Annotated in this window: 17 protein-coding genes and 1 pseudogene; 9 read left to right on the top strand and 9 right to left on the bottom strand. The window is 42.8% G+C overall.

The genetic code is table 11. The annotated features are described in order from the left end of the window. Positions 1–23 precede the first annotated feature (23 nt). The 3 genes from B3B27_RS00705 to B3B27_RS00695 are packed head-to-tail and all read left to right on the top strand — an operon-like array spanning position 24 to position 4,122. Positions 24–2,195 (top strand): urea transporter, encoded by a 2,172-nt coding sequence (locus tag B3B27_RS00705; RefSeq protein WP_286844953.1) that lies wholly within the window; start codon positions 24–26, stop codon positions 2,193–2,195. Next, positions 2,177–3,520, top strand: a complete 1,344-nt coding sequence (locus tag B3B27_RS00700; RefSeq protein ID WP_238869119.1) for a tetratricopeptide repeat protein — start codon at positions 2,177–2,179, stop codon at positions 3,518–3,520. Before B3B27_RS00705 ends, B3B27_RS00700 begins: the two co-directional genes overlap by 19 nt. Then, positions 3,508–4,122: a tetratricopeptide repeat protein gene (locus tag B3B27_RS00695; protein ID WP_238869117.1), complete on the top strand. Its 615-nt coding sequence runs from the start codon at positions 3,508–3,510 to the stop codon at positions 4,120–4,122. Before B3B27_RS00700 ends, B3B27_RS00695 begins: the two co-directional genes overlap by 13 nt. A 149-nt stretch (positions 4,123–4,271) precedes the next feature. On the opposite strand, the gene B3B27_RS00690 is transcribed toward B3B27_RS00695, so the two are convergent. The 3 genes from B3B27_RS00690 to B3B27_RS00680 form a co-directional block, all read right to left on the bottom strand. After that, complete coding sequence (locus B3B27_RS00690) at positions 4,272–5,936, bottom strand: THUMP domain-containing class I SAM-dependent RNA methyltransferase (protein WP_286833626.1); 1,665 nt, start codon at positions 5,934–5,936, stop codon at positions 4,272–4,274. Positions 5,937–6,075: 139 nt separating this feature from the next. Then, on the bottom strand, positions 6,076–7,596 hold the full coding sequence (locus B3B27_RS00685) for a glycoside hydrolase family 10 protein (protein ID WP_286833529.1): 1,521 nt from the start codon (positions 7,594–7,596) through the stop codon (positions 6,076–6,078). A gap of 22 nt (positions 7,597–7,618) precedes the next feature. Beyond that, positions 7,619–9,688: a cation:proton antiporter gene (locus B3B27_RS00680; protein ID WP_286846506.1), complete on the bottom strand. Its 2,070-nt coding sequence runs from the start codon at positions 9,686–9,688 to the stop codon at positions 7,619–7,621. Between the two features lie 153 nt (positions 9,689–9,841). On the opposite strand from B3B27_RS00680, the gene uvrA reads away from it, so the two are divergent. Beyond that, positions 9,842–12,640 (top strand): excinuclease ABC subunit UvrA, encoded by a 2,799-nt coding sequence (gene uvrA, locus B3B27_RS00675; RefSeq protein WP_238869110.1) that lies wholly within the window; start codon positions 9,842–9,844, stop codon positions 12,638–12,640. Positions 12,641–12,788: 148 nt separating this feature from the next. Here the strand turns inward: uvrA and B3B27_RS00670 are convergent, their stop codons facing one another. The 5 genes from B3B27_RS00670 to dgt all read right to left on the bottom strand — a co-directional run bounded on the left by B3B27_RS00670 (position 12,789) and on the right by dgt (position 16,286). Further along, a complete protein-coding gene (locus B3B27_RS00670) occupies positions 12,789–13,172 on the bottom strand; it encodes a DUF2752 domain-containing protein (RefSeq protein ID WP_286844951.1) in 384 nt (127 codons plus the stop codon). 18 nt (positions 13,173–13,190) lie between these two features. After that, on the bottom strand, positions 13,191–13,550 hold the full coding sequence (locus B3B27_RS00665; protein WP_286846505.1) for a CD225/dispanin family protein: 360 nt from the start codon (positions 13,548–13,550) through the stop codon (positions 13,191–13,193). Positions 13,551–13,633: 83 nt separating this feature from the next. Continuing rightward, on the bottom strand, positions 13,634–14,197 hold the full coding sequence (locus tag B3B27_RS00660; protein WP_238869104.1) for a GYF domain-containing protein: 564 nt from the start codon (positions 14,195–14,197) through the stop codon (positions 13,634–13,636). A gap of 11 nt (positions 14,198–14,208) precedes the next feature. Next, positions 14,209–14,610, bottom strand: coding sequence for a hypothetical protein (locus B3B27_RS00655; protein ID WP_238869102.1), 402 nt, complete (start codon positions 14,608–14,610; stop codon positions 14,209–14,211). 347 nt (positions 14,611–14,957) lie between these two features. Continuing rightward, a complete protein-coding gene (gene dgt / locus B3B27_RS00650) occupies positions 14,958–16,286 on the bottom strand; it encodes a dGTP triphosphohydrolase (RefSeq protein ID WP_238869430.1) in 1,329 nt (442 codons plus the stop codon). 379 nt (positions 16,287–16,665) lie between these two features. Here dgt and B3B27_RS00645 point away from each other — a divergent pair, with 379 nt between their 5' ends. Genes B3B27_RS00645 through B3B27_RS00625 form a run of 5 tightly spaced genes read left to right on the top strand, consistent with a single transcriptional unit; the run spans position 16,666 to position 22,104 of the window. After that, positions 16,666–18,582 (top strand): amidophosphoribosyltransferase, encoded by a 1,917-nt coding sequence (locus B3B27_RS00645; RefSeq protein WP_238869101.1) that lies wholly within the window; start codon positions 16,666–16,668, stop codon positions 18,580–18,582. 8 nt (positions 18,583–18,590) lie between these two features. Continuing rightward, the gene (locus B3B27_RS00640; RefSeq protein WP_238869099.1) at positions 18,591–19,589 is read left to right on the top strand and encodes a PhoH family protein; all 999 of its coding nucleotides are present in this window, start codon (positions 18,591–18,593) and stop codon (positions 19,587–19,589) included. Between the two features lie 30 nt (positions 19,590–19,619). Further along, positions 19,620–20,561: a phosphoribosylaminoimidazolesuccinocarboxamide synthase gene (locus tag B3B27_RS00635; protein ID WP_238869098.1), complete on the top strand. Its 942-nt coding sequence runs from the start codon at positions 19,620–19,622 to the stop codon at positions 20,559–20,561. A gap of 34 nt (positions 20,562–20,595) precedes the next feature. Next, positions 20,596–21,342 (top strand): bifunctional demethylmenaquinone methyltransferase/2-methoxy-6-polyprenyl-1,4-benzoquinol methylase UbiE, encoded by a 747-nt coding sequence (gene ubiE, locus B3B27_RS00630; RefSeq protein ID WP_238869096.1) that lies wholly within the window; start codon positions 20,596–20,598, stop codon positions 21,340–21,342. 9 nt (positions 21,343–21,351) lie between these two features. Then, positions 21,352–22,104 (top strand): shikimate dehydrogenase family protein, encoded by a 753-nt coding sequence (locus tag B3B27_RS00625; RefSeq protein ID WP_238869095.1) that lies wholly within the window; start codon positions 21,352–21,354, stop codon positions 22,102–22,104. A gap of 320 nt (positions 22,105–22,424) precedes the next feature. Here the strand turns inward: B3B27_RS00625 and B3B27_RS00620 are convergent. After that, positions 22,425–22,598: pseudogene (locus tag B3B27_RS00620) on the bottom strand (ATP-binding cassette domain-containing protein); the annotation flags it as partial. Positions 22,599–22,975 lie beyond the last annotated feature (377 nt).

The following is a 22,975-nucleotide window of genomic DNA, read 5'->3' as shown; positions in this document are numbered from 1 at the left end:
TAATAAGTTAAACAGGAAATTGAATGGGTAACAGGCTTAGAACATACACACTCATGTACCTTGACGGGACATTGAATAGTTACGGTATGATTTTCTTTTCGAAGGAGCGCTGGTTCTCGCTGATACTCCTACTGATTAGCCTGCTCGATTGCAGGCTGGGAGCAGGCGGGTTAGCCGCCGTGCTGTTGACCAACATTATTGCTCATATACTAGGTTTCTCGAAGCAGAAAATCCGTTCTGGAATTTATGGTTTCAATGCTATTTTCGTAGGAATAGGGCTAATGTACAAGTTTTATACGAACAATTCATTTCTGATACTCTTTGTTTTCTCGGTAATCATGGCCTTCATGTTCACCATCTGGCTAGAATCGCTTTTCTCAAAACACAGCCTTCCAATACTTACGCTTCCTTTTGTTTTCACACTTTTCGTCGTTGACCTTTCGGTAAAAACCTTTACCAAAATAGAGACAATCGGCCTGTTCGACCGCTTCACGGTTGTGCTGGCCAATCAAATGGAGGTACCATGGTATCCGGTAGCGCATGCGATGGATAGGGTTCCCCTTCCATCAATATTCTACTACTATTTCAAGACGCTGGCATCGGTTTTCTTCACCGACAGCCTGTTGGTCGGCATCATCATAACGATTGCATTGATCTTTCATTCACGCATCAAATCGACGGTTGCTTTCCTGGGATTTTTCTTCGCATTTTTTACCAGCAAACTGCTAGGCGTGGATATACAGGAACTAACCCGGAATCTTGCAGGTGTGAACTATATCTTCTGGGGAATGGCTATTGGTAGTTTTTTTATTATACCGAACAGCTTCAGCTATCTGCTGGTGATTGTGCTCACCCCGGCCCTCTTTCTTTTTTATGCAAGCATAGAAAATCTGATTGCCGGGTTAGGTCTATCATCTTATACTCTGCCATTCAGCCTGTTATCAATACTTGTATTGTTCATTCTAAAACAACGAAGCCTGAGCCGCTTCTTCATATTTCCCTATATCCAATATTTCAATCCTGAGAAAACTGTTTACAAATATGTGAATTACATGGAACGCTTTTCACAGGAGTCATTGTTCAAGCTGCAGCTTCCTTTTTTGGGGGAATGGCAGGTTAGCCAGGGATATGATGGCGGCATCACCCATCTGGGAGCATGGGGAAAAGCGCTCGATTTTGTGATTACAGACGAGCAGGGATCTACCTGTTTAGGCCGTTGTGCGGAAAAAGAAGATTTTTACTGTTTCAACAAACCGGTGATGGCCCCTGCCGATGGCTATGTATACATGATCGGCAACATCACCGAAGATAATGAGATAGGCGATGTAAACACCCGTAAAAACTGGGGGAACAGTATTGTCATCAACCACCTGAACGGATTATATACACAGATAAGCCATCTAAAGAAAGACAGTTTCAAGGTACGCATCGGTGATTACGTAACCAGAGGTACTGTCCTGGCCGCCTGCGGAAATTCGGGGCGTTCATCCGAGCCGCATCTCCACTTCCAGGTGCAGCTCTCCCCCGAGATTGGTGCACAGACCCACGCCTATCCAATTGGATATTTTTTCGAGAAAGGAAAAGAGAAACCCCTACTGCATATTGGCAAGGTACCCGAAGAAAAGAGTACCATTTACAACATTCAACCATCTCTGATGGCACATAAGGCATTTGATAACAAACCGGGAAGAGCGATGAGTGTTACTTATGATGATGAGCCATATTCATGGTATATTGCTACCGATGAATACAACAAAACCTATATACACTGCCGAAAGTCGCGTGCAACCGCCTACATGGAAAATGACGGCACAATGTTATACTTCACCGATTTTGAAGGGAAAAAATCGTCACCGCTTTATCTTTTCTACCGAAGCTGCTTTAAACTATTGCTGTCTAACGAAAGGGAGATACCAGTTTCGGACAATATCCCTTTAACTAAGGAGCACCCTAAAGGAACCCGCTGGTTTCAGGATCTTCTGGCACCTTTCGTTATTTTCACCCAAATTTGTTACCGGTCGGTACTGATTGAAACGGATAATATCCATTATCCGGAAAAGATGGTTTACAGAAGTTTGCTGGAAACAAAATCATTCAACATTAAGCTTCACAGAAGGATATCTGTCATCACAGTGAATCATCACCAAATCAAAATCAACACAAAAAATCACACATTATGTATCGACTGGGTATAACATTCATCTCGACATTTATATTGTCGATGCTACCACTCATTGCACAACAACCACCCGAAACAGCCAGTATCGACAGTATAACATATCAGCAATACCTGCAAAAGGATTATCAGAAGCTGATTGAGACCTCCAAAAAGGCTCGTGCCCGGCAGATCGGGTTCTATTATCTGGACTACCGTACTGCTATTGCATACTTTGAACTGAAGAATTATGCAAATGCAGCACGATATTACCGTAAGACACTGGAGCAAAATCCGGGAGACCCTGTTCTGCTGGAGAGTCTTTATTATGCATATCTTCTGAGCGGACAAAAAACAAATGCCAATATTGTTGCACGGTCGCTGCCGCCTCATGTCCAGGCCACCATCGGATACTCTCCGCAAGTGGTTGACTATATATCGATTTCGGGTGGCTATTCCTACAGCGGGAACACTCCCGAACTGGGGAGTAAACTCACGGGGCTAGATTCGCTTAACCTGTACCGCAATATGGCATTTGCATCTCTGGGCATAGGTATCAACCTATCTGGCAGGTCGAAGCTACTACTCGGATACCAGCGTTACAACAACGCCTTTGAACGCCACAATGCCTCGGGTTTGCTATATAGTAACATCCTGTCTCAGCACCAGCTAAACTTAGTATTCGAATTTTTTACGGGGGAGAGCCTTTCGTGTGGATTAGCCGGAGGATACTACAGTATCGACGGGAAAGATAAGCCAACCAAATCCTCCGCTTATGCTGAAAACAACGGAACAGGAGTCGGCCGTGGCTTCATAAAACGTCACAACCTCTTTTCTCTCTCAAGTTCTGAAACGGACAGGGCATCTGCATTTTCAGCCCTGGCATTTATCAATAAAAGATGGACCTACCTGATGCCGGAGATCGCCGTTGCCTGGTCCAACTTTGGCGGTTGGGAACAGTATCAGGCAAAAGGGTCATTAACCTATTACCCGTTGGGGAACCTAAACTTTTACGGAACCACTTCAATGGCAGCTATCTTCAACAGTGACTCCTGGGTGAATAACCAGTTTATCGTATCCCAGCATCTGGGATGCAAACTGGCGAGACAGCTTTGGTTGGAAGGATCGGCCGGCATAGGCAACCACCTTAATTATATCAGCAATCATTCATTTATGGTGTACGACACCTACGATGCAGTAAAAGCTCTTGCCGGGCTGACCCTCTCCTGGTACATAACAAAAGCGGTGGCTACCGCCGGATATCAATGGCAGCAAAGGGAAGGCTATGCCTCCTCAATCACCCGTTATCTCCCGTATAAATACAACAACCACCTTATAAATATCTCTTTCTCATGGAATTTTTAAACATTAAAAGCCTGATCATACTGCTGTTCTTAGCGATTGTACCGATGGCGACGGCACAGATTAACCCATCACAGGTATTTTCTGACAGTTACAGTTACGAAGCATCTGGAGACTATCAGAAAGCTATCGGGGTGCTGCAGAGTGTCAGCGGTTACGATTATCACAAATCGCTTCGGCTGGGATGGCTCTATTACCTGTCAAAAGATTATGAAACAAGCAAGAAACATTACCGTTCTGCCATTCAACTGGCACCAAAAGCGGTAGAAGCGCTACTGGGCCTATGCTACCCGCTGGAAGCTCAAAAAAAGGGTGATGAGCTGGAAAAGGTTTACAAGCAGATTCTGACTTTAGATAAAATGAACTCGAAAGTGAATTATGCATTAGGCAATATCTATTATTACCGGAAAGATTTTCAGCAAGCAGAAATATATTTTGAGCTGGTACAGGCGATGTACCCGTTCGACTATTACTCCACGCTGATGACTGCCTGGACAAAATATTTCCTTGGAAAGAAGTCAGATGCAAAACGGTTGTTCAATACCGTGCTGATTATCTCTCCTGCCGACCAATCGGCTAAAGACGGGCTGAAGCTTTTAAAGTAGATAAAGTACCATTTATGAATAACAACACTTCGGTAATTTTTTAAAATAATTCTTATAGTTCACTGAATATCAAAATAGAGTATGGCGCTTTTGATATTCCAGCATAACTAATTGGTCATCTGTATTATAAATAAAGATTTAATGAAGTATCATGCCCCGGGCTTATCTTTTCTTTTTGAATACTCGCCTTTCTTCCCTGGATGCGGCATATCTGAAGAGCGTTTATCAGTCTTGAAAACTTTTCCGGATTTATAATCCTTTTTTTTGCGGGGAAATTCATCATGCTCTTTATCAAAAGAACGTCCGTAGGATTTGCGGTCTACATCGGAGGAGTGTTCTCGTAAACGTGAGTCACGTTCTTTACCGAATGAACGGTTCACGGGTTTAAAAGGCTTTCCTTCTAGTCTTTTAGTCCTGCCATCCTCGCCCTTACGGCCGAAACCGCTTTGTTTCCTTTCATCCTCACCCTTACGGCCAAAACCGCTTTGCGTCCTTTCACCCTCTCTGTGAAAACCTGAGCTGCTTTGTGTCCTGTTATCCTTACCCTTACGGCCGAAGCCACTTTGCGCCCTGTCATCCTCGCCCCGTTCGGTTCTTTTCGAGCGGCGGTAACCCTCCCTTGAATTTCTTTCGTAATGGTACTCATCTTTCCTTGACGTCTTCTTCCCCGAAAATTCTCTTGCGGGACGCTCATCACGCTTTCCGGAAAAGATTTCGTACTCACGCATCTCACATTCCAGGGCTCCGTTATAAAGAAAAAACCGTTTGGAATGTCTTAATCCTATTGCATCAAAAGCCTCTTTTCTATAGCTCAATATGTAAGCGTTGTATCCTGTAAAGACGTGTTTAAGGCGTTCACCTATCATCGAATAAAGTTCATCCATATCCTCCACTTTAATGCGCTCACCATAAGGAGGGTTAGTCATCAGAATTCCTGCAGGTTCCGGTGCTTCAGTAAATTGTTGAAAAGGTTTTACCTCCAAGTCGATATATTTTTTCAATCCCGCATTTTTAATGTTTTTTTCTGCTATGGCGATAGCTTTGGGGGAGATATCACACCCTATTATGCGATACCTTAACTCACGCGCTCCGGAGTCATCATTATATATCTCACTGAAAAGTTTTTCATCAAAATCTTTCCATTTTTCAAAGGCAAAATGCTGCCGGTGAATACCGGGTGGGATTCCCAGGGCAATCATTGCCGCTTCAATCAGCAATGTCCCCGACCCGCACATGGGATCAATAAACGTACTTTCACCGTGCCATCCAGTTTTCAGGATCATCCCAGCCGCCAGCACCTCGCTCAGTGGCGCTTCAGTTTGGGCGATCCTGTAGCCGCGCTTATGAAGAGATTCGCCTGAACTGTCAAGCGACAAAGTACATTTGTTATGTGCAATATGAATATTAAACACCAGGTCGGGATTTGTAACACTCACTGAAGGACGTTTCCCATACTTTTCTGTAAACCAGTCTGAGATAGCATCCTTCACGCGGTACGCCACAAACTTCGAATGAGTAAAAATATGCGAAAAGACCACTGAATCGATCAAAAATGAATTATCCAATGCCAGATATTCATCCCAGTTGAGTAGCTTAAGTGCCTCATACACCTCATCGGCATTATCAGCCTTGAAAGTATAAATTGGTTTTAATATACGCAATGCTGTACGGCAACACACATTTGACTTGTACATCAATGCATTGTCGCCGGTAAACGACACCATCCGGGTACCAATTTCTACGTTGTTTGCGCCCAATGCTATCAGCTCCCCGGCCAACACATCCTCCAGCTCCGCCATAGTTTTGGCTATCATTGGAAACTCTTTACCGGAATTGGCCGTTTCTTTGCTATGTTCCGGTCCGCCCGAAACTGCACTTTGCTCTTCCTGTTCACTAAAACTTTCAGATTCAATCATTCTCTTATATTTAATTGATAATGCAAAGATAGTGATTTTACAGCTTGATTTTTATTCGCTGTCCCTTTGATTCGTTGCCAAAAGCATCCAATGCGGTAACTACGTATGTCCAGCGGGTTTCACCACCTTCATAAGGTAGCAGAAAAAAATTATCGGGCGTTACCGTTACAATATTTTCGGCACTATCAATATCCACCCGTTCGCCGTGGCGGAAACGATATACTACAAATTTCTGCGCTGTCTCAGGATTCATAGGCGTTTTTTTATGCTCCCATGTAAGAAAATGCATATCTTCGGTATATATATTCGTAAGCTTTTTCACAGCTCCCGGACGTCCGTTGTGCATATGTGTGCTGGCGGGGACCAATGCCCTGGCACGGTGAATATCGGTTTTCAGCATATCAGCCACACCACCCGTATTATCCAGTATCTGGTATCCGTACCAGTAGCAATTGCCATTCACGAAAGGCATTTCACGCGATTGGCGGATCTTCACTTCCAGCTCGTTTTTATCGATGCTTCGCTTTAAGTCCTGTCCGATATAGAGTGTTTGTTGAAAATTATTGGCATTCCACCAGTTCAGCAACGTAGTATAATCGGCGGCACTGTGCCCTATCTCCCAATAGAGTTGCGGCAGGTTGTAGTCGATCCATCCTTTCTCCACCCACAGTTTAATATCGGCGTAAAGGTCGTCATAATTCTGCAGTCCGTTCGTATCGCTTCCGTTCGAATCACTTCGCTTATTGCGGTAAATACCGAAAGGGCTTATACCAAATCGCACCCATGGTTTTGTACCGGCAATTGTATATTTTATCTGCCTGATAAGCAGATTCACATTGTTTCTTCTCCAATCGGCAAGCTGTCCGGCAGAAAATCCCTGTGATGCTGCATAGTTATTGAAGCTTTTTTCGTCAGGAAAAGGGGTTCCAGCAATGGGATAGGGGTAAAAATAGTCGTCCATGTGGATGGCATCCACATCATACCGGGAAACAATATCGCGAACGACCTCGCAAATAAAGCTTCTGTTCTCGGGTAGTCCCGGATCGAAGTACAGTTGATTACCGTATTGAATAAAGCGTTCGGGATATTTCATGTAAATATGGCTGGCAGAAAGCGGATTATTTATATTTGTTTTTACCCTGTATGGATTCAGCCAGGCATGGAGCTCCATCCCCCGTTTATGGCACTCCGCAGTGATAAAAGCCAGCGGATCAAAATCGGGGTCGTCGAGTGCTTTACCCTGCTCACCTGTCAAAAACCGGCTCCAGGGTTCCAGGTCGGACTTATAAAATGCATCGGCTTCGGGACGTATCTGAAAAATAACAGCATTAATACCTGCTTCATCCAGCTTGCGTACCATCTCCGAAAAATAGTGTTTCATGGCAGCGCTGTTCATATGCGTGTAACGCGACTGCCCCACGGTCTGAATCCAGGCTCCGCGGAACTCCCTTTTTGGGGTGTTTGAATATTGATGCGTTAAAGTTTTTTTTGAGACACCGCAAGCGGATATTAAAACAATAATAAATAACAAATAACTTAATCGATTAAACTGATTCATATGCTTTTTCAAAAAATATGTTTTACGGAATAAAAATATGATCTTCGTTTTCCAGCAACTGATCCGCCGAATGCTGCTTGGGATAGACAACGATACGATTATGATGTGGAAAGCGATTCTCAAGGCGTGAAGGCAGGCTCTCCAAAACAGGAATATGAGAAATATAGCCTTTATGGGCAGAAATAAGAATTATAAGATCATCTTTTTTTATCAGGTCGCCACAAGACAACGGATTGTTCCAATCCACAAAAGGTTGGAAAGTGAAATTTCCCGATTTTTTCTGCCCGTTAATGATCTCCTGCGTTTCAGGGTGCCCCAGATGCAGCACGGGGATTGACAACTCTGAGGAGAGCTTGGCTACTTTGCTCACCCAGAGCCCGAAGCCATCTTCTTTTTGAGCCAATGGCGGTGAGATCACAACAATACGTTTATTCGAAATAAGATGCTGCTCCACATGGCAGACAAACAAGTTCTTATCCATTCCCTTAATTATAAGGTCTACCTTTTCTCCCAGCAACCTGTCCCATAACCCCACTTTTCCAGGCCATCCCAGAATTACTATATCAGACATTGTTTCACGAGCTATTCGAGAAATGCCATCGGCAGGATTATGATCAATAGTAGTAATTATATCTACTTTTACCTCTGCAGCCGTGGCAGTGGAGACAAAACCCTGCAACTGGTTCCTAAAACTCACAATATTCTTTTCCGCCTCCCGGTTGTTAGGAACAACCCCAAGCAATGAAACCGGGTTTACCGATTTTTTATCTTTCAGCAGTAACGCCAGCTCAACATGTTGACCGATATTGGTGGGATTGGCAATGGGTACCAGAATCTTTTCCTGTGCAAACTCCCCCATAGTAGAGGGAGTCAGAGGTTCATACTCTTCGCTGATCGCTATCTCCCTGGCGGCATTTTGTGTAAAGACTGAAGCCACAATACAAGTGAGCAGGATAAGGATAATGGTGCCGTTTAAAATATATTCATCTAGCAGTCCAGCTTTGTAACCCACCAATATGATGGCCAGCGTAGCAGCTGCATGTGAGCTGCTAAGCCCGAAAATAAGGGTTCTCTGGGTTTTGGAATAGCGAAACGTCTTCTGTGTTGCCCATGCTGCCAGCCACTTTCCAAGCAGAGCAACCATTGTGAGAGTCAAAGCCACGATAAGTGTACGTGGTCCATCCAGCACAACAGTTATATCTACCATCATCCCTACCGAGATCAGGAAAATAGGGATGAAAAGTGCATTCCCGAAAAACTCAACCCTGTTCATCAACGCCGATGAATGTGGAATTAATCTGTTCAGGGCCAACCCTGCGGCAAATGCCCCGATAATGGGCTCAATTCCTCCCAGTTCAACAAGGAAACCGGCAGAAAATACCGCGAACAGCACAAAGATAAATGTAGTATATTTTTCCGATGTGGCTCTCTTAAAAAACCACTTGGCAATACGTGGCAGAATAAGAAAAATAATCAGGGAGAAGAGAAGCAGCGAGAACAGCAAATTCACTAAGAAAGTGGAATTAAACCCTCCGTTGCTGTTTGATAAAATTATTGCGAGTATAATAAGCACACCCGTATCTGTGAAAATAGTACCTCCAACCGTGATTGCTACCGCCTGATTGCGTGAAATCCCCATACGGCTTACAATAGGATAGGCCACCAACGTATGTGTAGAAAACATGCTTGCTATAAGGAAACTTGCTTCGGCATCGTAACCAAGCAGGTAATGACAAACAGGATAACCTACAAGTAATGGAATAACAAAGGTGTAAAAGCCAAAAGCGAAACTTTTGTTTTTATTGAGCAAAAACTCACCGAGATCAAGCTCCAGGCCTACAATGAACATAATATAAAGCAACCCTATGGTAGAGAACATCTCAACTCCGGCATGAGTATTATCAATCCAGTTAAGCCCATGAGGGCCGATAATTACACCTGCAACAATCAAACCGATAATGCTTGGCACATTAATTCGTTTAAGTAGTATGGGAGACAAAAGAACAATCGACAAAAGCAGTGCGAATATCAATACCGGATTTGAAAACGGTAAGGCAAACTCAAGTTGTAATTTGGAAAGTAAAGAATCCATTGGGTAAATTTTTGAGGTTTGGGAAACTGATTCCGGTAAGGAGATCTCCATATTCAGGAACAAAAATAATTATTTTTTTTGATTTTTTTGGTGCCTGCTTCCTTTTTTGGCGTTTCTAAAGTGATTACCTTTGCAGGTTATGTGTCACAAATTATGAGTAATCCGAAACAAATCGAAATAAAAGGTGCGCGCGTCAATAACCTCAAAAACATCGACGTGGTTATCCCCAGAAACACTTTCACTGTAATTACCGGTCTTTCCGGCTCCGGTAAATCTTCATTGGCATTCGATACGCTTTATGCAGAAGGTCAAAGGCGCTATGTAGAAAGCCTCTCAGCCTACGCACGTCAATTTCTGGGTCGCATGAACAAACCCGAATGTGACTATATACATGGTATTCCTCCCGCTATTGCCATCGAACAGAAAACGACTTCACGCAATCCGCGCTCCACGGTTGGCACTTCCACCGAAATTTATGAATATTTGCGTCTATTGTATGCCCGGGCAGGAAAAACTATCTCTCCAGTTTCGGGCAGAGAGGTAAAAAGACATTATGTACATGATGTGGTGCAGAAAATGCAAGAATACCGTGCCGGGACACGAATGGCGGTATTGTCGTATATACAGTTGAGAAACGGCCGAAGCCTGCGTGAGCAGTTGGAAATACTTATGAAAGAAGGTTTTACCCGTGTTGATGTGGGAGAACAGTTTTACCGGATTGACGAGTTACTGGAACAGAAAAAACTTCCTCCCGAAAATGAGGTTATGCTGGTAATCGACCGCCTATCCTGTTCTCCCGATAAAGCTGCTGTCAATCGTCTGTCCGATTCTGTTGAAACCGCTTTCCTTGAGGGTAACGGCGAATGTATTGTCCGCTTCTGGGGTGAAAAAGGAATTGAATCGTTCACTTTCTCCAACCGTTTCGAGGCCGACGGCATCACTTTTGAAGAGCCTTCAGATCTGATGTTCAATTTCAACAGCCCCGCCGGCGCCTGTCCCAGATGCGAAGGATTCGGCAAAATAGTTGGAATTGATGAAAGCTTGGTGATACCGGATAAAAGCCTCTCAGTTCAGGAAGAGTGTGTACAGTGTTGGAGAGGTGAAAAAATGAGCGAATGGAGAAAAGAATTTACCTACAATGCTTATAAAGTTGATTTTCCTATCCACCGCGCCTATTATGATCTGTCGGAAGAAGAAAAAGATATACTATGGAATGGCCGGCATGAACAAGATATTTACGGAATCAACGACTTCTTTGGTATGCTCGAAAAAAACCTGTATAAGATCCAATACCGGGTTATGCTGGCCAGATATCGCGGCAAGACCGATTGTACCCTTTGCAAAGGCACACGGCTTAAACAGGAAGCACTTTATGTGAAAATAGGCGGTAAATCTATTGCCGAGCTGGTGATGATGCCGGTAACTGAATTAAAACTGTTTTTCGAACATCTGCAGTTGGATGAAACTGATGCTGCTATTTCTGAAAGGCTGTTGACAGAGATAAACAACCGTTTACGGTTTCTTATTGATGTGGGGCTTGGTTATCTAACTCTAAACCGGCTCTCGAACACCCTGTCAGGAGGTGAAAGTCAGCGCATCAACCTGGCATCTTCCCTGGGAAGCAGCCTGGTGGGTTCGCTATATATACTGGATGAACCCAGCATCGGGCTGCATTCAAGAGACACTCACCTGTTAATAAAGGTACTTCGTGAATTACAGCAAATAGGCAATACCGTAGTTGTTGTTGAACACGATGAAGAGATAATACGTGAAGCAGACTATATTATTGATATCGGTCCCATGGCAGGCCGTCTGGGAGGTGAAGTCATGTACCAGGGGTATATGTCCGAGCTGGACAACAACAGTGACAGCTATACCGTAAAATACCTTACAGGTGAAGAGCAGATAGAGATCCCTGAAATACGTCGCAAATGGAACAACTACATTGAAGTTAAAGGGGCACGCCAGAACAACCTGAAGAATATCGATGTGAAGTTTCCGCTTAATGTAATGACCGTGGTAACTGGCGTAAGCGGCTCCGGGAAATCGTCGCTTGTAAACGAAATCTTTTTCAAAGCATTACAATTTCATTACAAAGGCACTGCACTGGAACGTGCAGATTTCAGCGATATTACAGGGGATATAAAGTTAATGAAAGGAGTGGAATATGTTGATCAGAACCCAATTGGAAAATCATCACGTTCCAATCCCGTAACTTACCTTAAGGCATTTGACGAAATAAGAAAGCTGTTCTCGGCACAACCCCTTGCCAGGCAGATGGATTTCTCTCCTGCTTACTTCTCCTTTAATGTGGAAGGAGGCCGTTGCGAAGAGTGCAAGGGAGAAGGCTCCATTACTGTTGAGATGCAATTCATGGCTGATATCAGGCTGGAGTGCGAATCGTGTCATGGCAAACGATACTCACCCGAGGTATTGGAGGTTGAATACAAAGGGGTTACAATCTATGATGTGCTAGAAATGACAATAGACAGTGCCATTGAATTTTTTGGAATGCAGAAAGGTGCTGCAGAGAAGAAAATTGTTAAAAAAATTCAGCCTTTACAAGATGTGGGATTAGGATACCTGAAACTGGGACAATCATCATCAACTCTCTCGGGCGGTGAAAATCAGCGTGTAAAACTGGCATATTATCTGGGGGAAGAAAAAACGCAGCCCACTATTTTTATTTTCGACGAACCTACTACCGGCCTGCACTTCCACGATATAAAGACACTGCTTAAAGCTTTCAATGCGCTTATCGAACGCGGACATACGGTAATCATTATTGAGCACAACATGGAGGTTGTAAAGTGCGCCGATTACATAATTGACATGGGTCCCGAAGGTGGCAAAGCCGGAGGATACATTGTGTGCGAGGGTACACCTGAGCAGATAGCAAAATGTGATCAATCGTACACCGGACGTTTCCTGAAGGAGAAGTTACGACATTAAATATAGCGGAGTTGAAACCATAGACATTGCATTCCGAACCGTATCTAAAGCTAGAAAATCTTAAGCAGATATTGTTGCTGATAATGTAGCTGAACTCCAATATCTTTACTTGAACGGCAAGAGATTAATATTTTGAGAAAACACTGATTTAAAACAGATTTCTCAAGATCCAATAGGCAAAAATTACAACCAACAGTACCACAGCCGCCCATCTGCCAAAAAAGAATTTTTCGATCTTCGGGTATTGCTCTTTCCCTCCTAAATACTCCAGATAAATGCCCAGAATGATATAAGGCAGTGCAAGCACCATAAAAGCATTCTGTCTGAATGCAGTTCTGATATCAAGATGCAGCAAGCTGTGAATAGCCCTTTGTGAGCCACACCCCGGGCATTCGTAACCGGTTGCGAGAAGGAAAGGACATTTCGGGAAAAACGGCTTCACCGATGGATCGAAGCGATAAAACACAAAAAGAGCTACCATAAGAAGAAAACCTATGGCAGCACCAATTGCTAATCCCTTGTTTTTTTTCACTGCTTCAGCAAGACGTGCTTAAAAATTGTAGCCGCTTGCATTGTTCTCAATAATATTTTCCATGTATGAAGGTAAATTACCTGTAGATAAAAGAATTATCCAAATAATCAGATACAATAATCCTGTACCAAAAGCTATAAGTGTCCACATCTTAGCTTTTTGAGCAGCCCTTTCCGATTTGGCATACATTCCGTTGAAATATAACGAATCGACCTTGGCTGCATAAACAATTCCAACAATTCCAAATGGTATGCAGCAGAATATTGTAGCTAAAATAGACTGCCATAGCCAGTTACCCGGTTTTAAAGGAGGAATGTTATCTGCATGATTCTCTTGCTGTGGCGGAATAGGTGGCTGTGTGAAATTTTGATCTTCCATATTATAATTTTTTTCCATAGATTAAGTATTTATCAAATTGCGTTGAGATGCTGCCTTAGATGAATATGAGGCTTTTTCCATTTTTAAGTATTTATCAAATCGCTTAGTCCTGGTATAGCAGCAAAAGATCCAATAAACACCATAAAAAGAGTTATTGAGATTATTATCAACAGTATCCATCCTATTGCTATCCACATGGCAATTTTGGTCCATTTGCCAGCAGACCGCGAAGCCTCAGCTGCTGCGGCATAGTCTCCTCTGTTGTAGAAGGATTCAACCTGAGACGCATATACTATACCGATGATTCCGAGAAGGCTCAGGAAGCTGCTGCACAGCATAAATGGCAAGATAGTCACAAGAATAGACTCCACAAGCCACGATTTGGGCATGACGGGCTGCTCACGGTACCCAGGTACAGCACTAGCCTGCCCATAAGATGAAGGGTGAGGCGCATTAGTTGGTTGAGGTGTACTGTATGTACCGTAAAAAAGATACTGCAGCTCGTCAACCTCTTCAGCACGTTTCCATTGCTCCATTCCTTGTGTCCATACAAGGGTGTCTCTTTTTATACTCTCTTGTCCGAGCTCCTCAGGAGAGAAAGTCCCTTTTTGCTTTCCCGCAGCGTCAATGTAGAAATAGTGGTTCATAGCTTCTTATTTTATTGGTAATCATCGGGTGTTATTCGTATCAAGTTGATGTTTCTGTTGTTTTCATCGTTATACATATATTCTATCACTACTTTGTTCTCCTTAAAAATGAGCAGATCGGGATTCCCGGAAAACTCTTTTTTAATATTTTCAACAAGTGCCACCGCTCCACTCTCTACAAGAGAGTCCGGGTTGGTTGTATTTAACACCGTATATCGATATCTGAAGACGTTATCTGACGATACCGATGCTTCTTCGAATCGCGTGTAGCCATCAAGCATGACAGGGGCTGATTCATTGATAGAGGCTGCCATTTCCGATAATTTCCTGTTTAGCTCCTTGTCCCCTGAATTACACCGGGTAAGCAGTATAGAAAAAAAAGCGACAGTTAGAATAATGTATCTTTTTTGCATAAGCAAACAATTATACCACAAAAGTAAAAAAGATTAGACTGGATTTAAAATAAATTAGACTTTATTTTGTTTCTTCTGTCATGAATTGTAATTCAGCATGAATACTTCTTGAATAATCCCTATATTCATTTGTTTCATAAAGTATTACTTATAAAAATACCGCAACAAAAAACGTTTAAAACGAATTGACAGAATGTCTCTCGACATTCTGCCAAACATGTTAACCTTAAATCTAATACTATTATGAAAAAACCACGTTACAAATATAAAAAAGAAATTAAAACCTACCAAATAATTTCAATAAAAAATCAAAAAATATTTTTTATTATCAAATTGGAAGTATATAATCAGATATCGGGCAAACCCATGCCTGTGATTTTGCGATACAGATCCAATGCATAAACATCTGTCATACCCGATATGTAATCAATAACTGATTGAATTTTCCCGTACATGCTTGGTGAATTGGTTTCATACTGATCGGGAATTCTGTCCAAAAGTAGCTTTGAATAGGCATGATCTTTATTTTGGATAGCATTGGTGAAAACATCAAGTAAAAAACCTATTATACGATATCCTGCAAGTTCAATATCAAGCACATCTTTAGAACGATAAATTTTATGAAAGGCAAAATCAGAACAGTTATTGTAGGCACTCACAGCCACAGGGGAAATATGTTTGATAAGAGAACCGGTAAACTCCCCGTTGAGAATCATCTCTTCATTATCGGTAAATACTTCAGAACATTCTTCCACAAGTAATCCGATCACCCCTGCACGCAGATAAGAAATCTGCTCATTTACATCGCTTACATACGATAATGTGGCGGTGCGCTTGCGACGGCCCTCTTCATCAAAAAAACCGAGCATCAGCTCCATCGCTTTCTCAGTAGATACCAGATGCAGCTTGTGGGCATCCTCTATATCCATTACCTGGTAACAGATATCGTCGGCAGCCTCCACAAGATATACCAGAGGATAACGTGCCAGCTTCAACGGGTTGCCGTTCAGCACGTCTATACCCAGGTCAACGGCAATATTCCTGTAATCATCCTCTTCCGATGCGAAAAAACCGAACTTGTTTTTTCCTCCGCTCAATTCAGATGAGTATGGATATTTAACTATTGAGCCCAGTGTGGCGTATGTCATCGCGAAACCGCCTCTTCTTCTTCCCCTGAACTGATGCATAAGCAACCGTAGAGCATTAGCATTACCTTCGAAAAAGGTAAAATCGGCCCACCTCCCACCCTCCTCCTCAACCGGTGTTTTTAAATAAGTCCCGCTCCCCTCAGAAAAAAATGTGGAGATAGCCTTCTCCCCTGAGTGCCCGAATGGCGGATTGCCTAAATCGTGCGCCAAACAAGCGGCAGAAACAATCGAACCAATTTCTTCGAAATGTGCTGCCGATCGTGGATACTTTTCTCGCAGTGCGCGCGCCACATTTTCTCCCAGCGAACGCCCCACGCTGGACACTTCCAGACTATGTGTCAACCTGTTATGCACAAACACACTACCGGGTAGCGGAAAAACCTGCGTTTTGTTCTGCAAGCGCCGAAAGGGAGAAGAGAAGATCAGCCTGTCATAATCTCGTTGAAATTCTGTGCGCTCATGTTTTTTTGCACCCTTATAATGCTCCATTCCAAATCTCTTTGCAGATAATAACTGTTTCCAATTCATGATTATCCTCCTAATATATGCAAAGATAACCTCTCTCGAACGATTTCTCCCCATCGCCAACAGATTAAATTTCGGCAACCTGCTAACACCTTCGGTTGCATGCACACTTGCATTTTCTTGATCCTGAGCCGCATCCATGCTCAATTGCAGGTAATGGGGAGCCAACTTTTGACATTTTTAATAAGATTAAGGGTGCAAAATATCCTGAATCTCCACAAATAAAGCTAAATTTGTATTCCCTTTCAAATCTGATTGAAATGAGATTGATGGCCTGCAGCAATTGCCTCCCTAATGGCGGCATCAACTGGTTTCTGCCTTTATAGTCTCCATTTAATCTTTTGTAGGGCAAAAATGTAATTATTGCACATAAACTCTCTAAATGACTGACAGCATTAAGCATGAATGCGGTATCGCGGTAATCCGGCTTCTCAAACCGCTTGAATATTATTACAAAAAGTATGGTACATGGCAATATGGCCTGGACAAACTCTACCTTCTTATGGAGAAGCAACATAACCGCGGCCAGGAAGGTGCCGGGCTAGGCGCCGTTAAGCTGGAGGCAACCCCGGGAAGTGAATATATTTTCAGAGAGCGTGCACTGGGCTCAGGCGCAATTTCTGAAATATTCTCAAAGGTTCATGACGCGTTCAGGCAGTTTACACCAGATCAGCTTAACGATATTGAATTTGTAAAAAAGGTAGTACCGTTTGCCTCGGAGCTGTTTATAGGCCATCTTCGGTATAGCACATCAGGAAAAATAGGGCTCACCTATGTACACCCTCTGTTACGCCGTAACAACTGGGCATCGAGAAGCCTTGCCCTTGCAGGAAATTTCAACATGACAAATGTTGACGAAATGTTTCAACAACTCCTGTCGGAGGGACAACACCCTCGCGATTATGCCGATACTTTCGTCATACTGGAATCGATAGGCCATTATCTAGACCGAGAAGTACAATATCAATACGATCATCTGGAAAAAAACAATATCGACGGACAAGAGGTAAGTTATTTGATTGAAGAAAGACTTGACATCCCATTCCTTTTAAAGCGAGCCTCCAAAAACTGGGACGGCGGCTACGCCCTTTCAGGATTAATTGGGAGTGGAGACGCGTTTACACTTCGCGACCCGTGGGGTATACGCACCGCATTTTATTACCACGATAGTGAGGTAGCTGTGGTAGCTTCGGAGCGTCCGGTTATTCAAACTGCTTTTAATCTTAAGAAAGACGATGTGCACGAACTGCAGCCTGGAGAAGCATTTATTGTGAAGCGAAACGGTACCGTCAGCCTTCACCAGATCCTCCCGAAAAAAGAAAAAATAACCCCTTGCTCTTTCGAACGTATATATTTTTCACGCGGATCGGATTATGATATTTATCGTGAACGCAAAAAACTGGGTGAACTGCTTGTTCCGGAAATAATTAAAGCAATTGATGACGATTTCGACAACACAGTTTTCTCTTTCATACCCAATACCGCTGAAGTGGCATACTTCGGGATGCTTCAAGGGCTGGAAGATCATTTCAACCACAAGAAAGCGGCCATCATTCTCGAAAAAGGCAGTACACTTACCAAAGAGGAAGTTGACCGGATTCTTTCCAAACGAGTCCGTTCTGAAAAAGTTGCCATCAAAGATATCAAGCTCCGTACTTTTATATCGCAGGGGAATACCAGGAACGACCTTGCAGCTCATGTATACGATGTTACCTATGGCTCTTTGAAAAGAGGTTTGGACAACCTGGTTATTATCGATGACAGTATTGTACGTGGAACAACTTTAAAACAGAGTATTATCAAAATACTGGACAGGCTTGACCCCAAAAAGATTATTATTGTATCATCTTCCCCTCAGATACGCTATCCTGATTGTTATGGTATAGACATGACGCGTATGAGCGAGTTTATTGCTTTCAAGTCGGCCATTGAGCTTCTTAAGGAACGCGGTATGCACCACGTGATTGATGAAACATACGAAAAATCGGTAGCTCAAAGCCACAAGAGTAAGGAAGAGATTGTGAATTACGTGAAGGATATTTACGCACCTTTTACTGAAGAGGAGATCTCTGAAAAGATTGCATGTATGCTTACTTCCAATGATATTAAGGCTAAGGTCCAGATAGTTTTTCAACGTATAGAAGATTTGCACAAGGCGTGCCCCAACCATCGGGGCGACTGGTATTTCTCGGGCAACTATCCCACGCCAGGGGGCAATCGTCTTGTGAACAACGCTTTTATCAATTATATAGAAGGACACGAAAATAAACATAGACAATATATACTTAATTTTACATAAATTCAAGAATGATTGAACGCATTATACTCATTGAAAATGTAGACCCGGTAGTATTTTTCGGCATCAACAACAGTAATATCCAGCTGTTGAAAACACTGTTCCCAAAACTTAGAATAGTAGCAAGAGGAAATGTTATCAAGGTAATTGGAGAAGAGGAGGAATTAATGGCGTTCGGAGCAAAAATTCATGAGCTGGAGAAATTCAGCAACGAAATGAATGTGCTGAAAGAGGAAGACATTCTTGACATAGTGAAGGGTAAAGCGCCCTCGGTGGTGAATGTGGACAACCTCATTATTCACGGGCTTAACGGAAAGCCTATATTAGCTCGTACCTTCAACCAGAAAAAACTGGTTGAAGTATTCGACTTTAACGACATGGTGTTCGCAATTGGCCCTGCCGGATCGGGGAAGACCTATACGGCTATTGCCCTGGCTGTACGCGCATTGAAAACAAAGCAGGTACGCAAGATCATACTCAGCCGCCCGGCAGTAGAAGCAGGCGAAAAACTGGGGTTTCTTCCGGGAGACATGAAGGAGAAAATTGATCCTTACCTTCAACCACTGTATGATGCCCTTGAGGATATGATCCCCCCCTTAAAACTGAAAGAGTATCTCGAAAATAAAATAATTCAGATAGCACCTCTGGCTTTTATGCGCGGGCGTACCCTCAACGATGCGGTTATTATACTTGATGAAGCACAGAACACCACGAAGCCACAGATAAAAATGTTCCTTACCCGCCTTGGGTTAAACGCGAAAATGATTGTAACAGGTGACATCACACAAATAGACCTGCCAAGTTCGCAACAGTCGGGACTAATTCACGCAATGAAGGTGCTGTATGGTATCAAAGGCATCGCCACGGTTGAATTCAATAAAAAAGATATTGTGCGTCATAAGATTGTACAGAGAATAGTTGAGGCGTATGAGAAAGAAGATGCGTTAGTACGCTCAAGAGCAGACAAAAGTCATAATACCAGCAACATAAATGCGGAGGATACAAGATAAACTACAAACAAATAAAATCATAAAGAGAAGATGAATACGTTAACAAAAACAAATTATAATTTCCCGGGACAATCAGGTGTTTATTATGGAAAAGTACGCGACGTATACAGCATTGGAAGCGACACGCTGGTAATGATTACCACCGACCGCATTTCAGCATTCGATGTGGTATTACCAAAGGGAATCCCATATAAGGGGCAGGTACTAAACCAGATAGCAGCCGACTTTCTCGATGCCACTTCCGATATTGTACCCAACTGGAAAACTGCCTCTCCCGATCCGATGGTTACAGCAGGAATACGTTGTGAACCGTTTAAGGTAGAAATGGTTATCCGCGGCTACATCACGGGAAGTGCATGGCGCGAATACAAGAAAGGGGTACGTTCCATTTGCGGGCTTTCGTTACCTGATGGATTGCGGGAAAATCAGAAGTTTGAATCACCTGTTATCACTCCTACCACTAAAGCAGATGAAGGGCATGATGAAAACATCTCGAAAGAGGAGATTCTAGCCCAGGGGCTGGTAAGCAGGGAAGATTACGAACAGCTGGAAGAATACACGTATGCACTGTTCAAAAGAGGGACTGAAATGGCTGCTGAAAAGGGGCTTATTCTGGTGGACACCAAATACGAGTTTGGCAAAAAAGATGGTAAAATATACTTGATAGATGAGATTCACACACCCGACTCGTCACGCTATTTCTACAGCGAAGGGTATAAAGAGCGTTTCGATAAGGGAGAAGAGCAAAGGCAGCTATCGAAAGAGTTTGTACGCAAATGGCTTATGGATAACGGATTTCAGGGGCAACCCGGACAAAAAATTCCCGAAATGACAGATGAATATTGCAACAGCGTTTCGGAAAGATATATTGAATTGTACGAAAAAATTGTGGGAAAGAAATTTGTGAAAGCAGATGCGAAAGCTCTGGAAAAACGCATTGAGAATAATATTACTGAATATTTAACCCACTGACAACTAAAAGTAAAAAAGTCACTAAACCTGAAAAATGAGTTATAAAGTAGAAAGGGTAAATCCTTACCATCCCGATAAGCCAAAGAAAGAGCAGATTATTCACATGTTCAATGAAATTGCTCCGGGATATGATAAGCTTAATGGTGCACTATCACTGGGTATTGATAATTACTGGCGCAGTGATGCCCTTAAGGTGTTGAAAAAATACCCTCACCATCAGATACTGGACATTGCTACTGGCACCGGTGATTTCGCTATTCTGGCACAGAAGATCCTGAAACCTGAAAAGATCATGGCTGTTGATATCTCAGAAGGGATGATGTCGATTGGCCGCCGCAAAGTGAAAGCAGGAGGACTTGACGATATCATAACTTTCGAAAAACAGGATTGCGCAGAGATGAACTTTCCTGATAACAGCTTCGATGCTTCCACCATAGCATTTGGGGTACGTAACTTCGAAGATATAGACAAAAGTTTCAAAGAGGTGCTTCGTGTTTTGAAGCCGGGAGGGGTATTTCTATTTATTGAACTTACAACACCCGGCAAAACACCGATGAAACAGCTCTATTCTGCTTATACCAAATATGTAATGCCTGTTTTGTCAGGTATCCTCGCAACCGAACAGAGGGCATATGAATATCTTCCCGAGTCTATTGCAGCTTTTCCACAGGGAAGAGAAATGATGCTTATCCTGAAGAAAAACGGGTTTACAAACATACGCTTAAGACGATATACGCTTGGTATTACAACATTATACATTGCAGAGAAACCGGTTTTATAATTTGAAATAATGGATACTTACGGACTGATTGGTTTTCCGCTTAAACACTCTTTCTCGGCAAAATTCTTCACTGAGAAGTTCATGCGGGAGAATATTGATGCTGAATACCTGAATTTCGAACTGGAGGATATCTTGGATATTCGTCGAGTTATACTTTTTAATCAGCATCTGAAGGGTCTGAATGTTACAATTCCCTACAAAGAAAAAGTGATTCCATTTTTGCACGATATCTCCCCCGAAGCAGAAAGAATTGGAGCTGTAAACGTGATCAGGATTGAGAGAAAGCCCGGAGACATGTATTACTACAAGCTTACAGGTTACAATACCGACTATACCGGATTTAAAAACTCTCTTAACCCTATATTGAAGGCAGATGTTCACAGAAAAGCATTGATTCTGGGTACGGGAGGTGCGTCAAAGGCTGTTGCGCAAGCTCTTAAAGACTTGAACATCGATTGGACATATGTCTCTCGTTCTAAAGGTGATAACAGGCTCACATACAACGAACTTACATCCGCCATTATATTGGACCATAAACTTATTGTGAATGCTTCACCTGTAGGTACTTTCCCGGATGTAGACAACTGTCCCGATATTCCATATCAGTATCTTACAACCGGTCATCTACTTTATGACCTGGTTTATAACCCTGAAACGACACTTTTCCTAAAAAAGGGGAAAGAGCAGGGGGCAGTTATTAAAAACGGTAAAGAGATGTTGGAGCTTCAGGCTCTGGCAGCATGGGAAATTTGGAATAATTAAAAGCCTACCCCTCTCCCCGCATTTCACATATTGAAAATATCCGCATGTTAGTGGAAAGCAACATATTTGATCTTTTAACTACTATATTCCTATGAACAAACTTCCTCAGAAAGAGGCTCTGTCAAGACTTGAAAAGTTGCAACAAATAGTCAAGTGTACACAATCCTGACACATGCATTATTACATCGCCAGTAAATCAGTACTGGTTATGCGGATATGTTTTCGACGGGTATATGCATCTGTTTCCTAAAGGGGAACCGTTCAGTAGGCAAAGTTTATCGGTAACGGCGTGGGGCCTGGAGATCAATGAGCCCCCAGTGTTTACCCGAAGTAGGTTCCATAAGAGCCACGAGGATTCGCATCAATGTGGATTTACCTGCTCCGTTGGGCCCCAGCAGGCCGAACATACCTGTTGGAATCTCCATGTTGATGTTATTCAGTGCCTGTTTTCCATTCGGGTAAATCTTATTTAGAGACCGTATTGAAATGCTCATCTTTAATTTTTCAAAAGTATCCTAATTTGATACATTTTTGACTAAGGATTGAAAAAAATTTCTGTTATTAAAAAGTCGTCCGGAAAAAATTGAACAGCGGCTGTTCCATCCTCCCTGTACACCTGATATTGTATTCCTGCTAAATTGACAAACGACCGATTGATATTGTAAATCTGCCATATGAGTGGCAACAAAAATAACCAAATGTTGTCTCGATAACAAATGAAATAGACAAACGTGCAGATTCTATCGACAAAATGAGTTAAATAACAGGACTAGAAAAATTAAAAAAAGCCCCCAGGATAACTCCTGAGGGCTTTGTAAAGGACGGCGGCTACCTACTCTCCCACATAATTGTGCAGTACCATCGGCGCCAT

Origin of the sequence: Proteiniphilum sp. UBA5463, from assembly GCF_002427225.1 — a bacterium.
Lineage (GTDB): Bacteria > Bacteroidota > Bacteroidia > Bacteroidales > Dysgonomonadaceae > Proteiniphilum > Proteiniphilum propionicum.
The sequence above is the reverse complement of the archived record's forward strand: the minus strand, read 5'-3'. Positions and strand labels throughout refer to the sequence as shown.

Bases quoted from the DNA above. Each gene is read 5' to 3' on its own strand.
- B3B27_RS00690 (WP_286833626.1), bottom strand. From the start codon at position 5,936: ATGATAGCCAAAACTATGGCGGAGCTGGAGGATGTGTTGGCCGGGGAG.
- B3B27_RS00685 (WP_286833529.1), bottom strand. From the start codon at position 7,596: ATGAATCAGTTTAATCGATTAAGTTATTTGTTATTTATTATTGTTTTA.
- B3B27_RS00635 (WP_238869098.1), top strand. From the start codon at position 19,620: ATGAATACGTTAACAAAAACAAATTATAATTTCCCGGGACAATCAGGT.
- B3B27_RS00680 (WP_286846506.1), bottom strand. From the start codon at position 9,688: ATGGATTCTTTACTTTCCAAATTACAACTTGAGTTTGCCTTACCGTTT.
- B3B27_RS00660 (WP_238869104.1), bottom strand. From the start codon at position 14,197: ATGAACCACTATTTCTACATTGACGCTGCGGGAAAGCAAAAAGGGACT.
- ubiE (WP_238869096.1), top strand. From the start codon at position 20,596: ATGAGTTATAAAGTAGAAAGGGTAAATCCTTACCATCCCGATAAGCCA.
- B3B27_RS00640 (WP_238869099.1), top strand. From the start codon at position 18,591: ATGATTGAACGCATTATACTCATTGAAAATGTAGACCCGGTAGTATTT.
- B3B27_RS00705 (WP_286844953.1), top strand. From the start codon at position 24: ATGGGTAACAGGCTTAGAACATACACACTCATGTACCTTGACGGGACA.
- B3B27_RS00655 (WP_238869102.1), bottom strand. From the start codon at position 14,610: ATGCAAAAAAGATACATTATTCTAACTGTCGCTTTTTTTTCTATACTG.
- B3B27_RS00700 (WP_238869119.1), top strand. From the start codon at position 2,177: ATGTATCGACTGGGTATAACATTCATCTCGACATTTATATTGTCGATG.
- B3B27_RS00695 (WP_238869117.1), top strand. From the start codon at position 3,508: ATGGAATTTTTAAACATTAAAAGCCTGATCATACTGCTGTTCTTAGCG.
- B3B27_RS00645 (WP_238869101.1), top strand. From the start codon at position 16,666: ATGACTGACAGCATTAAGCATGAATGCGGTATCGCGGTAATCCGGCTT.
- B3B27_RS00625 (WP_238869095.1), top strand. From the start codon at position 21,352: ATGGATACTTACGGACTGATTGGTTTTCCGCTTAAACACTCTTTCTCG.
- uvrA (WP_238869110.1), top strand. From the start codon at position 9,842: ATGAGTAATCCGAAACAAATCGAAATAAAAGGTGCGCGCGTCAATAAC.
- dgt (WP_238869430.1), bottom strand. From the start codon at position 16,286: ATGAATTGGAAACAGTTATTATCTGCAAAGAGATTTGGAATGGAGCAT.
- B3B27_RS00665 (WP_286846505.1), bottom strand. From the start codon at position 13,550: ATGGAAGATCAAAATTTCACACAGCCACCTATTCCGCCACAGCAAGAG.